This window comes from Butyrivibrio sp. AC2005, assembly GCF_000424145.1.
GTDB lineage: Bacteria > Bacillota > Clostridia > Lachnospirales > Lachnospiraceae > Butyrivibrio.
This window is the reverse complement of sequence record NZ_KE384141.1, coordinates 59,804-72,587: the sequence shown is the minus strand read 5'-3', so window position 1 is coordinate 72,587 and position 12,784 is coordinate 59,804. Positions and strand designations below refer to the sequence as shown.

The window sequence follows — 12,784 nt, the reverse complement described above, 5'->3', positions numbered from 1 at the left end:
TAACCAAAGGAAAACAGGCATGCTGAAACGTGATACCAATTCAAAAATCAGAAAACTTGTGCTTGGTGCATGGAATGATGATACAGAAAGCTTTGCTGAGCTCTACTGCCTCACTGTGGATGACACCTACAACTATTGCAGGTATATCATGGATGATGAAAAAGAGACCCTGCAGGCTGTTGAAGAGATTTATTCAATAGCCCTGAGAAACATTTTAAAGCTCAAGGATCCGGCACTTTTTCCGGCATGGATAAGACGCATTGCCTTTGACGTCTGTTATCAGCGGGCTGTCGCCGGAACCAGGACTGACCTGTACTCTCTCCTTCATCCTGAGGAGCTTTTATCGCTTCCTTTTTTTGAGAGACAGATTTTTTTCCTTCATGACTTTACAGGTCTGACTGATAAGGAAATTGCAGGTGCACTACATTTAAGAAAAAGCCATGTTTTAAGGACGCTTTCCCTGGCGCGTGAGCATATGCTTCAGTTGCGGAAAATGTCCAGAGCCGAAACGCTATGAAATACATAAAAAACCGCGCAAACAAATTTCATATAGGCGATGATGAGGCCTCCGGAATTTTGATAGATGTCCTTTATGCCAATGGCAAGGATCCTGATTTTCTGTCAGAAGACGGTAATTCAAAAAGCCCCCCTGTAAAAGAGCGCTTTTTTACAGAACCCTTTACCCTTAGGATTTTTGCCTGTCTTGCCATGCTTGTTTTCATCTTTTTCTCACCCCTACTGCTCCTTATTCTTCCGAGCGGACCGGTCATTAGCGAAGAAAGAGCGATGGCCGCAAAGGCCATGGCAAACAGGGAAACCTATGATGTATCAGGTCTGGTAAAAGGCTCCCGCGATAACACTCCGGTATGTTTAAGACCAACACCTGGAAGAAAGGATATTCTTCAAAACGACATAACAATGGTTGACATAACCAACGCAGAAGACGGCTACATCATCGTCAAATACACCGGAGATTCGAAGAAAGTAAAGCTAAGAATAACCGGTCCCGACGAAATAGTTTATACATATAACCTCGCTGTTGACGGAGGTAAGGAGGAGGTTTTCCCTCTGCAGGCAGGAGACGGTGAATATCTTATCTGTGTATATGAGAATCTTGCTGCTACTCAGTATGTAACAGCATTTTCCAAAAAGGTGACCGTGACAATAGAGGACAAGTTCCTGCCCTTCCTGTATCCAAATCAGTATGTGGACTTCAACGAAGGTAATCAGGCCATCGCCTACAGCGAGTACCTGGCCTATACCGCTAACAGTGACCTGGATGTAGTTTCAAACGTGTACAACGCCCTGATTAGCAGTCTTACTTATGACTACGAGGAGGCTGAAAGTGTACAGAGTGGTTACATTCCTGATGTGGACGAGGTACTTACCACAGGAAAAGGTATCTGCCTTGACTATGCGGTTCTGATGACAGCTATGCTCCGCTCGCAGAGGATTCCGACGAGAATGGAGGTCGGCTACGCCGGAACTGCTTATCACGCCTGGATCAGTACATATATAACCGATATTGGTTGGGTAAACGGAATGATCAAGTTTGACGGAAAAGAATGGTCGCTTATGGATCCGACCTTCGCGTCCACGACGGATACGGAGAAGCTTGCGAACTTTATCGGTGATGGGAAGAATTATCAGAGGAAGTATATTTATTAGGAGCACTCACAAATGAAAACGAAGACCAATAAAGTCTTAAATGATTATGAGATTTCTGTTTTTTGCAGGCAGATGGCTCTGCTTATAAAGGCAGGAATTGCGCCTCTGGAGGGAATCGAAATCATGCTTCAGGATTTCAAACTGGATGATGACGATTCAACTCTTAGAACAATTTCACAGATTCTCAGTTCAGGTGAAAAATTCCATATCGCCCTGCAGATGTCCGGTGCCTTTCCGGGTTATGTCATTCACATGGTAACCATAGGTGAAGAGTCCGGTAATCTCGATCTTGTCATGGATTCACTGGCGGATTATTACGAGCAGGAGGATACGATAAGAAACAATATCAGTAGTGCCATCTCCTATCCTCTTATCATGATAGGTATGATGATTGTCGTAATCATAGTTCTTATCACACAGGTGCTGCCGATTTTCGGGCAGGTATTTGCCCAGCTTGGAACAAGTATGAATTCATTTTCAAGGTCCCTTATGTCCATTGGAAACGCACTGAACAGATACTCCATTGTTTTCATAATAATTATGGTGCTCTTTTCAGGCGCATGCATTTTCTTTGTAAAAACAGCTAAAGGTCACTCACTTTTCAGATCGATAGGAATGCATATTCCGCCCATCAGAAAAATCTATAGTGAGATATCCACCGCCAGATTTGCCAATGGTATGGTTCTCACATTATCAAGCGGAATGGATACCTATGAGGGACTGCGACTTGTGAGTAAGCTTGTTGAGTACAAGGAAATGGCCGTAAAGATAGACACCTGCCGCTCCCTTATTGCTTCAGGTGACAGTTTTCCTGAAGCTCTCCAGGAAGCAGGTATATTTAACAAATTTTACTCAAGGATGGTCGCAATAGGTTTCCAGTCAGGTTCCATGGACACCGTAATGAAGCAGATAGCAAGAAAATACGCCGATGAGACTCAGCGAAAAATGTATAACTTCATCTCCATCCTGGAGCCTACACTTGTTATCATTCTGTCACTTATTGTCGGTCTCATCCTGTTGTCAGTAATACTTCCTCTTATGGGAATAATGTCGTCAATAGGTTAATGATATATGGAAGAAATTACTTTAAGAAAAAAAGAAAGTTTTATGTCCGGAGTGCTTGGATTCATTATCCCCACTGTTATCCTTGTTGCGGTCGTGGTGTTTTTTTTCATAGGAGTAACACAAATAAGCGACAGCACTTTGGATAAGCAGGAGGACAGCCTGTATACAGCTATAGAGCGAGACATTGTACAATGCTACTCCTTAGAAGGCATCTATCCTCCGAGCCTCGAGTACCTTGAGGAGCACTATGCTCTTGTTTATAACAAGGATTTGTTTTTTGTAGACTACCGACCCATCGCATCCAATATATATCCGGATGTGACCATAATACGAAAAGGTAAAAAGTTCATAGGTGTTAATCCATGAAGAAAAATATGGAAAGCAGACATACCGTGGATATGCTTTTTGTAATAGCACTCCTTTTCCTGTTCGCAATGGGAGCGCTGATGCTGATTGCCCTTGGCTCAAGTATTTACAAACGCGGTGTGGACACTCTCACAAAAAGCTATGACAGGCGCACGGCCTATGCATATATAACCGAAAAACTGCGGCAATATGATTCCGAGGGAAGTATCAGTACCGATATCTTCAACAAATCCGGGGCCATCCGCATAGATACAACCATTGGTGATACTCCCTACGTAACCTATCTTTACGATTACGACGGCGCACTGATGGAACTCTTTGCCAGGGCTGACGCCGGTGAACTCCCGCCGGAATCCGGTCAGAAGATAATGGATATAGAAGATTTTCTTGTAACCTCAAGAAGTAACGGACTTTTGGAAATAACCATCACACTTACCAGCGGAGAAGACCTTACCTTTATAACCGCCAAACGATCAGGAGACTAATACTTATATATGAACCGGGCACAACACAGTAAAACGAGTCTCTTTCTAATGGAGCTCATCATAGCGATCCTGTTTTTCTCGATATCAGGGGCTATCTGCGTGCAGCTTTTTGTAAAAGCTCATATGCTCTCGGAAGCCTCTGTCGAGATGAACAATTCCGTGCTCTGGACGCAGAATGTCTCTGAGACGTTTCATGGTATGCATGGAAGTCTTCACTCAATCGCCGACTTCTTTTCAGACAGTTCCATTGTTATTGTCTCCTACGAGGATAACCCGGAGGTCGGAACCCTTGTTATGTTTTTTGATGAAGACTGGGAGCTTATAAACTTCCCCACTGAAAATGGCGCTTTGGAAAATGCAAAATATGAGCTCCTTCTTTGCATATCAAAGCTTCCTGCTGCAGAGGTTTATGCAGACACCTCAGCTAATACCTCTCTTATGAATGGCAATGCGTTAGTCGGAGAAATTGTAATTTTAAAAATGGAAGACAGCACAATAATTGATCACATTCCGGAGGAGAATAATCCAAGTATTATTTCAGACAGATTCACGGACTATTACATCGGAATAATGGAGGACGATGCATATGAAACGTAATCCTGTTTACAGCACCCATATCGGCGCAGCCTCCGTGCTCCTCATTTTTTTGGTACTCAGCCTTATTTCCTTTGCTGCTCTCACACTGGTGAACTCAAGAGCAGATTATGTGCTCAGTAAAAAGATGTATGAGCGATCGGTTTCGTATTACAAAGCCTGTCATGAGGCAAACGGATTTATTGCGGAAAATGAGCCCGGACTTCGCAATGGTTCTCATGGAAAAGGTGATATAAAAAGGAGTATTCCCTTAAGTCAGTTTCAGACTTTGGATGTATGTATAAGACCTTCCTCGGAAGATAGCGAAAACTCTTACGAGATAGCTGAATGGAAAGTGGTAACCCACACTGATGATGTAATTTTAGATGAATCCTTACCTGTATTAAAATGATTGGATTTATTTTCTGAAGAAACACGTTTACGCTTGAGGTAAAATATGGCGCATTTGGATTTAAGTGATTACAGCCTGAAAAAAGAATATAAACTCATCCGTGAATACTTTGATAAGTGCAAGGTTTCCATCTGCGAAAGCAACAGATATTCGCTTAGAAAATCCTGCATGTATATTTCCATGGTCAGTGTGGCGATGATTATCATTGCTTATCTTGTCGTGCCTGATTTCAGACTTAGTCTGGCCCATGTTTTGTTAATACCATTCCTTGCCATTTACTTTTTGATCAATCTCTTTACAAGAACAAAGGATAACATCACGCCTGTTGTCACTGACTCTTTATGCCTTATTTTCTACTTTTTCCTGTTCATAATCTTTATTTACAGGGATATGACGGCAGATCCGGGAATGCAGGCGGTGTGGTTTCCTCTGTTTTTAATGGTATTCCCGACAGTCTACATTGCCAGGATCTACATGTATGGGCTCTTTGAATTTATACTTCTTATAATTTTCTGCACTGCCTCTTTTTTTTACAAACCACACGAAATATTCTTAAGGGATGTCTACCTGGCCTTTGCATCGTACATCCCCTCCGTTCTCTGCGCTCAGATAATCCTTGTATCCCGTGCAAAGGAAGGTCTTGCCATTGATGAGCTGACAAAAATAAGCACCATAGATAAGCTTACTTATCTTCTTAATAAAGGCGCTTTCCTCTCCTCCATCAATACCTATTTTGAGAGAAGAAAGCCCGGCGAGCCCTGTGGTATGTGCGTAATTGATGTGGATAATTTCAAGCATGTAAACGACAACTTCGGACACAATGTAGGCGATCAGCTTCTGTCAAACATTGGTGATCTGCTACGCAAAAATTTCCGTTCCTCGGATTTTATCGGCCGTTTTGGCGGTGATGAATTTATGGTCTTCATGCCGGGTATCGCCCGCCTGGATTTGGTGGAGATGCGCTGCAGAAGTCTGCAGATGATGCTTATGGATCTTGATCTTGGAACCGGTACTCCTTTCACACTAAGTATCGGTGCAATCATCGATACAGGAGATCATCCAATGGGCGAAGTATTCAGAATGGCTGACGATGCCCTGTACCAGTCCAAGGTAATGGGTAAAAACTGCGTAAGCTCCTGGATAATTCCAAAAACAGAAACCTATGGCAAGCCGCTTATATTGCTTGCCTCTCCGGAAAACAATCCACGCTCGGCACCTTTTGTTACCAATGCCTCTGAACGATATTCGATAATCGAGGCGCACAGCGGTGATGTAGCTCTGACTAATCTCAGCCAGTATCATGATAATATACGCCTTGTAATCGTTGATCTTGATCTTGAAAAGATATCAGGTGACCAGGTTGTTCACTACATCAAGGAACGTGCCGGATTCAAGCACATTCCCGTTATCGCTGTTGCATCCGATGAAGATTCATTCATGGAGGCCCGTGAATCCGGAGCAGACCGCGTTTTCTTCTCAACAGAAAAGATAGGTTCATTTAAAGCCGCAATAGATGAGCTTATTAGCAATACAAAATCAGAGGCTGTCGTTTGACAGCCTCCTGATTTTTATGCCGTAACCATCTCCGGCTTATTTCCTGTATATAACTGATAGTATCTCTGTTTAAGTCCAAGAAGTTCTTCATGGTTACCCATTTCGACTATTCTGCCCTGTTCAAGAACTACAATGACATCGGAGTTCTTAACGGTTGAAAGACGATGGGCGATTACGAAGGTTGTACGTCCATGCATCAGCTTATCCATACCATCCTGGACAATTTTCTCGGTACGTGTATCGATGGAGCTTGTAGCCTCATCAAGGATAAGTACAGGCGGGTTGGCGATTGCTGCACGAGCAATAGCAAGGAGCTGACGCTGTCCCTGAGAAAGGTTCGCACCGTCTCCGGTAAGCATAGTATTGTACCCTTCAGGAAGACGCTTAATGAAGCCATGTGCGTTGGCAAGCTTAGCTGCTGCCTTAACCTCTTCATCTGTCGCATCCAGTTTTCCATAGCGGATGTTCTCTGCAACCGTTCCCGTAAACAGATGTGTATCCTGAAGTACCATTCCCAGTGATCTTCTAAGATCAGCCTTCTTAATCTTGTTTACGTTTATGTTGTCGTATCTGATCTTTCCATCCTGAATATCATAGAAGCGGTTTATCAGGTTTGTGATTGTAGTCTTTCCTGCACCGGTCGAACCGACAAGAGCAACCTTCTGTCCCGGCTTAGCATGGAGAAGGATATTGTGGAGAACGATTTTTTCATCTGTATATCCAAAGTCCACATCATTGAAAGTAACATCACCTTCCATGGGCTGATAGGTTGTTGTACCCTCTGCCTTGTGGTAATGCTTCCAGGCCCATTTTCCTGTAAATTCAGAAGACTCTACTATCTGGCCATTCTCTTCCTTAGCGTTAACAAGAAGAACATAACCATCATCATCCTCAGGCTTCTCATCAAGAAGATTGAAAATACGCTCTGCTCCCGCAAGTGCCATGATAATACTGTTAAACTGCATGGACACCTGATTTATAGGCATTGAAAAGCTCTTGTTGAAAGTAAGGAAGCTTGCAAGTCCTCCAACTGTAAACCCAAGGTACTGGTTCAGCGCTATGGCACCACCGACAATCGCGCATACAACATAGCTCAAGTTACCGAGCTGTGCATTTATAGGCCCCAGAATTCCGGAATAAGCATTAGCCTTATATGCACTCTGGTAAAGTTCCTCATTAAGCTCATCAAATTTCTTTATTGTATCTTCCTCATGGCAGAACACCTTGATAACCTTCTGTCCTGTCATCATTTCCTCGATGTAACCATTGAGAGCACCCAGATTTTTCTGCTGAGCCACGAAGTTTTTACCTGAAGCTCCTGTTGCCTTTGCCGAAAGGAAAATCATAAGTGCAACCATGATAAGTGTCACTATAGTAAGCGGAACACTGAGAATGAGCATTGAAACAAATACACTGACAATAGTAATCGCACTGTTTAAAAGCTGAGGAATACTCATTGAAATCATCTGTCTTAGTGTATCTATATCGTTTGTATAAATTGACATTATGTCGCCACGGGCATGAGTGTCAAAATACTTGATAGGGAGTGATTCCATGTGGTTAAAAAGCTCTATTCTAAGATTACGAAGAGTTCCCTGTCCAACATAAATCATCAGTCTCGCCTGAACAAAAGCAGCTACAACACCGACTGCATAGAAAACAATTACGTTTCTGATTGCTCCCGCAAGCGGTCCGTAATCGGGATTTGCCTGTCCTATCAGAGGTGTGATGTAAGTATCGATAAGTGTCTTTGTAAACATTGTTCCCTGAACACTTGCCACAACCGAAAGGATGATACATCCAACTACGAGCACCATATGAATTCCGTAATCCTTGAACACATAAGACATAAGTCTCATGAAAAGCTTGCCGGGATTTTTTATCTTAGGTCTCGGGCCTCCGCGCATATGACGATTACCGGGGCCTCTAACTTCTTTTACTCTTTCCTCTGCCATCAGTTATCACCTCCTTCGTCAAAATCAGCGTCTCCTGAGCTTCCGACCTGTGATTCATAAACCTCACGGTAGATTGTGTTATTTGCAAGTAATTCTTCATGTGTTCCGAAACCGTCAACCTTACCGTCATCCATAACAATTATTCTGTCGCAGTCCTGAACACTCGATATTCTCTGGGCGATAATAAGCTTTGTTGTGTTGGGAATTTCTTCCGCAAAAGCTTTTCTTATCTTAGCGTCTGTTGCTGTATCGACAGCACTTGTAGAATCATCAAGAATAAGAATCTTAGGCTTTTTAAGAAGTGCTCTTGCAATACAAAGTCGCTGTCTCTGACCACCTGATACATTGGTTCCACCCTGCTCGATGTAGGTGTCGTAACCATCCGGCATTTTTTCGATAAACTCATCAGCACATGCAAGGCTGCAGGCTCTTCTTACTTCCTCATCAGTTGCATTCTTGTCACCCCAGCGAAGGTTCTCATATATTGTTCCGCTAAATAGGACATTTTTCTGAAGTACTACGGAAACCTGATTTCTAAGGGCTTCCATATCATATTTTCTTACATCCACGCCGCCGACGCTTACGCTTCCTTTTTCCACATCGTACAGACGGCTGATAAGGTTAACCAGTGAAGACTTGGCAGAACCCGTTCCACCGATTATACCTATGGTCTCACCTGATTTAATTTCAATATTTATATCCTTAAGTACAGGCTCCTCGGACTCTTTGTTGTAAGCAAAATCAACATGATTGAATTTGATGCTTCCATCCTTCACATCCATAATGGGGCTGTCAGGATTTGAAAGACTTGTCTTTTCATCAATAACCTCAGCAATACGCTTGGCACTGGCCTGAGACATTGTAATCATAACGAATATCATTGACAGCATCATAAGGCTCATAAGGATATTCATACAATATGTGAGAAGACTCATCATTGAACCGGTTGTAAGTTCCCCTGCTACTATCATATGAGCACCCATCCAGCTTATAAGAAGGATGCAGGCATAAACTGTTGCTGTCATTACCGGTCCGTTCAAGGTAACAACCTTTTCTGCCTTTACAAACATCTCATAGATATTAAGCGCTGCAATCTTGAACTTGTTGTTCTCGTACTCCTCACGTACATAAGCCTTGACCACGCGGATCGCGGATACGTTTTCCTGAACACTTTCATTCAATCTATCGTATTTTTCAAAAACCTCTTTAAAATACTTTGTAGCTTTGCTCATTATGAAAACAATGAAAACTCCAAGGCAGAGCACTGCAATCAGGTATACTGTTGCAAGCTTAGGACAAATAACAAATGACATAATAAGTGCAATTATCATTGATGCAGGTGCTCTCATTGCCATTCTGAGTATCATCATGTATGAGTTCTGGATATTTGTAACATCCGTTGTAAGTCTTGTCACAAGTCCTGATGATGAGAATTTGTCTATGTTTGCAAATGAAAAGGTCTGAATATTATCAAACATTCTCTTTCTGAGATTTCTTGCAAGACCGGTGGATGCCCTCGATCCGAAAAATGCTCCTCCGATGCCGGCAAGAAGCCCTAAGATTGCCACAATTATCATCATAATACCCGTGCGAATAATGTAGCCTAAATCCGCACCGTTGATGCCAAGGTCAACTATTCTTCCCATAAGTACAGGGATGATCATCTCTGCGATAACCTCTCCTATCATACACAGGGGAGTAAGTATGCTTGGCAGTTTGAATTCATGTAATTCCCCAAGTATCTTCTTTACCATTTACTCACCTTCCTTATAAAAAATAGAAGAGGCGCCGAAGCGCTCTCTTACACTAAGATTGTATATCATATATTGCACACAATTTGTAAGCAATATATGATATCTATTTCACTTTAAACTGTATTCCCCTCATCCGTCAGCTACGCTGACACCTGTCTTCGCTTCGCTTCGGTCCGCGCAAAGCCATCGTCCCCCGGACGATGTGCGCCCCCAAGGGAAAGGCTATATTTTTTTACTTGTTCATCTTTGAATCAAAGATTTATTCTTTTATAAAGGTTCGTACATTCACACCGTTAACTTCGATGTGGTCATCTACCGCAATTACAAGGCACTGCCTGCCGTCAATTATTCTTGATTCAACAAGGTCCGCTCTGTCGGGCTTAACCTTGATCACAACGTTAGGTGCTGTGATATCGAATTTCCTTGTGTTGGCAATATTGGTAGCAAGGAATGGCTGCTCCTGCTCTCCTAATATCTCCTGATAATTGTGATCAAAATAGTTCATTCTGTCTTCAGGAACACCACTGTCTGCAAGAAGGTGCTTAACGTCATCCTTGGAAAGTTCAAAATGAACCTCATCCTCCTCATGATCCTCCAGCATCGTTGCAAGATTTTCATGAAGATTTCTCATAACATCGTAGTCAGCCTCCTCACCTATTGTCTCCTCGACAAGTGCCTGGAACAGGTTCTTCTGCTCAGGTGCTGACATGGGCGGTCTTCCTCCAAAGAGTGCCTGTATAAATTCAGGCTGAAGATCATCTGCCTTTTTTGAGAAATAAAGCATATTGTGAATATCTGCATTTCTATCGATAAATGCCGGGAAAAGGAATCCCTTTGAAGGACCGTCAACAACCCAGTCACGGTACCTGTCCTCTATCTCATTGGTCTTTTCATTATAGAAAAGACCTGCCTTGGAAGGTTTTACAGGACAGATACTGCAGAGTATGTAATCATAAATATTCTCAGAGGCATCCTCCATCTCGATTCCGTCCCTTGTGATTCCGGGAACATCATAAATGGCATGAACAAGAATAATATAGTAACTGTCTTCCATGAAAAGATTTCCAATAACCTTGTCATAGAACTCGTCAATAAGACTGTCATCCTCAAGATGAGAGTCTCTAAGGCGCAGCAAAAACTCCTGCGTTCCACCTTCCTGTTCCTGATCGATTGGAAATTCAAGATTTATAAGACTTTTCCCGAAAACACCTGAGAGAGTGTGCTTGAAAATGTCGAGATATTTAAACATCTCCTCTTCGGGTATACTTCCAAACGCCTTCTTGGATACAAGGCGCTTGTTCAACTCCCCATCAACATAACACCCGCAGATGTGATCAATCGTACATCTGTCGGGTGTGAATTGTTTCCTTATTTCTAATGCTTCTGCTTTGTTCATGTGCGCTTCACCATTACCCCGGCTAATTAACAGCCACGAAGTAACTTTAGTCCTTTGCTATAAATTTATCACACATCTCGCGAGCAAACTGAACAGGGTAGAGCTGCACCATAACTGAATCTATAAGATTTTCAATAGTCATCTTAAAAGCAACCTTGACGAAATTATCGTATTCTGTTTCAAAACTCTTTTCAAAAATCTTGACGCTATCCACGTCAATTCTGTTAACTACAGGTGTGCTGATATCAGTGGGAACGCTAAGCATCATGGAAAGAGATGTAGCAGCAGCGCCCATCATCTGGTTCATGGCCTCAGAAGCAGCTGACAAATGCAGATCGGAAATCTCACAGTCTGTATTTGTTCCGTCACCGCCCATCATCAGATCGGTCATAACCTTGACATCATTTTCTTTAAGGATTAGGACATTGTTACCTGTAAGTCCCTTTACATAATGTATCTGAACGAAAATACAGGTTTTTTCATAGTCATCAAGTGATTCACTTCTCTTGATAATCTTTACGTTAGGAGTGGTAATATCAACCTTCTTGTTTACCATCATACTGAGAGTGGTAGCTGAATTACCCATACTGATATTGGCAATTTCTCCTAAAGTGTCTATCTGTACGTTTGTAAGTACCTGATCCATAAGAACCCCTCGCTCCTTGTATAATCAGTTTTTTTACTCCGTTTAGAGTAATACTTCGCTAGATATCACGGATATACTACTATTTTATGCTAATAAAGGATGAGTGTAAAGAAAGTTTCAATGTGGGATTTCTTAATTTTCTATAACCTTTTTTTGATTTTTTTATTTATTCATTAGATGATAGGCGTGCCTATTTTATCAAGTCCTGCATAAAATTCTGCAGTTCATATAACGAACCAAGTTTTTTATAATATAGTCCCTTAAGTTCTTCCTCATCATCATTCTGGTCAGGTATATAGATTGTTTTTATTCCCGCAGCGGTTGCTGATCTTACCCCATTTGGCGCATCCTCTACTGCTATGCAGTTTTCCTTCGGCACTCCCACCTGCTCGCAGGCATAAAGATACAGATCAGGCTTTGGTTTTCCCTCTTTAACCATGGTGGCACAGCATATTTTATCAAAATAATCAACGAGGCCAACCTTTTTCAGATATCGCTCAGTGCGCTCTTCGTCGGTGGCTGTCGCTGTAGATATAAGTATTCCCTGCTCTTTTAACCATTTAAGTATTTCCTCCGCGCCGGGCTTTAGACTTATTCCTTCTTCCTTTATATATTCTTCAAACAACTGCTTTCTGTACTCTCTTACCTTTTGGTAATCAAAGTCCTCACCATACCATTCCTTAAACCTCTGTGGTGCAAACGGTCTGCCGAGACTGCGCAGCTGCAGAGTCTGCTCTCTTGTCATGCTGTAGCCGAAGTGCTCCACTGCCTTGGGCCATATTGTCTGGTAAATGCGCTCTGTATCTATCAGAGTGCCGTCTAAATCGAATAATACTGCTTCTACTTCCATCTTCGCTCCTTACCCTCATCCGTCAGCTTCGCTGACACCTGACTAGAATATTACATTACC

The 12,784-nt window shown here is 42.4% G+C and carries 13 protein-coding genes; 8 read left to right on the top strand and 5 right to left on the bottom strand.

What is annotated here, in order from left to right:
• Positions 1–19: 19 nt before the first annotated feature.
• Genes G602_RS0123705 through G602_RS29600 form a run of 8 tightly spaced genes read left to right on the top strand, consistent with a single transcriptional unit; the run spans position 20 to position 6,123 of the window.
• Positions 20–517, top strand: a complete 498-nt coding sequence (locus G602_RS0123705) for an RNA polymerase sigma factor (protein WP_026661254.1) — start codon at positions 20–22, stop codon at positions 515–517.
• Positions 514–1,668 (top strand): transglutaminase-like domain-containing protein, encoded by a 1,155-nt coding sequence (locus G602_RS28290; RefSeq protein WP_049945453.1) that lies wholly within the window; start codon positions 514–516, stop codon positions 1,666–1,668. Before G602_RS0123705 ends, G602_RS28290 begins: the two co-directional genes overlap by 4 nt.
• Positions 1,669–1,680: 12 nt before the next feature.
• Positions 1,681–2,733, top strand: coding sequence for a type II secretion system F family protein (locus G602_RS0123695; protein ID WP_026661253.1), 1,053 nt, complete (start codon positions 1,681–1,683; stop codon positions 2,731–2,733).
• A gap of 6 nt (positions 2,734–2,739) precedes the next feature.
• Positions 2,740–3,099, top strand: coding sequence for a hypothetical protein (locus G602_RS0123690; protein WP_044933519.1), 360 nt, complete (start codon positions 2,740–2,742; stop codon positions 3,097–3,099).
• Positions 3,096–3,584 carry a DUF4860 domain-containing protein gene (locus G602_RS0123685; protein WP_026661251.1) on the top strand — a complete coding sequence of 163 codons (489 nt, stop codon included), beginning with the start codon at positions 3,096–3,098 and terminating at the stop codon, positions 3,582–3,584. Before G602_RS0123690 ends, G602_RS0123685 begins: the two co-directional genes overlap by 4 nt.
• Before the next feature lie 9 nt (positions 3,585–3,593).
• The gene (locus G602_RS0123680; RefSeq protein WP_155830069.1) at positions 3,594–4,181 is read left to right on the top strand and encodes a hypothetical protein; all 588 of its coding nucleotides are present in this window, start codon (positions 3,594–3,596) and stop codon (positions 4,179–4,181) included.
• A complete protein-coding gene (locus G602_RS29605; RefSeq protein ID WP_026661249.1) occupies positions 4,171–4,569 on the top strand; it encodes a hypothetical protein in 399 nt (132 codons plus the stop codon). The genes G602_RS0123680 and G602_RS29605 overlap by 11 nt, the downstream gene beginning before the upstream one ends.
• A gap of 45 nt (positions 4,570–4,614) precedes the next feature.
• The gene (locus G602_RS29600) at positions 4,615–6,123 is read left to right on the top strand and encodes a diguanylate cyclase (protein ID WP_026661248.1); all 1,509 of its coding nucleotides are present in this window, start codon (positions 4,615–4,617) and stop codon (positions 6,121–6,123) included.
• A gap of 14 nt (positions 6,124–6,137) precedes the next feature.
• Here G602_RS29600 and G602_RS0123665 read toward each other — a convergent pair whose 3' ends face one another.
• The 5 genes from G602_RS0123665 to G602_RS0123645 all read right to left on the bottom strand — a co-directional run bounded on the left by G602_RS0123665 (position 6,138) and on the right by G602_RS0123645 (position 12,724).
• Positions 6,138–8,078: an ABC transporter ATP-binding protein gene (locus G602_RS0123665; RefSeq protein ID WP_026661247.1), complete on the bottom strand. Its 1,941-nt coding sequence runs from the start codon at positions 8,076–8,078 to the stop codon at positions 6,138–6,140.
• The gene (locus G602_RS0123660; RefSeq protein ID WP_026661246.1) at positions 8,078–9,832 is read right to left on the bottom strand and encodes an ABC transporter ATP-binding protein; all 1,755 of its coding nucleotides are present in this window, start codon (positions 9,830–9,832) and stop codon (positions 8,078–8,080) included. The genes G602_RS0123665 and G602_RS0123660 overlap by 1 nt, the downstream gene beginning before the upstream one ends.
• A 259-nt stretch (positions 9,833–10,091) precedes the next feature.
• The gene (locus G602_RS0123655) at positions 10,092–11,228 is read right to left on the bottom strand and encodes a DUF4317 domain-containing protein (RefSeq protein ID WP_026661245.1); all 1,137 of its coding nucleotides are present in this window, start codon (positions 11,226–11,228) and stop codon (positions 10,092–10,094) included.
• A gap of 46 nt (positions 11,229–11,274) precedes the next feature.
• Positions 11,275–11,874, bottom strand: coding sequence for a flagellar motor switch phosphatase FliY (gene fliY / locus G602_RS0123650; RefSeq protein WP_026661244.1), 600 nt, complete (start codon positions 11,872–11,874; stop codon positions 11,275–11,277).
• Positions 11,875–12,064: 190 nt separating this feature from the next.
• Positions 12,065–12,724, bottom strand: coding sequence for an HAD family hydrolase (locus tag G602_RS0123645; RefSeq protein WP_026661243.1), 660 nt, complete (start codon positions 12,722–12,724; stop codon positions 12,065–12,067).
• Between the last annotated feature and the right edge of the window lie 60 nt (positions 12,725–12,784).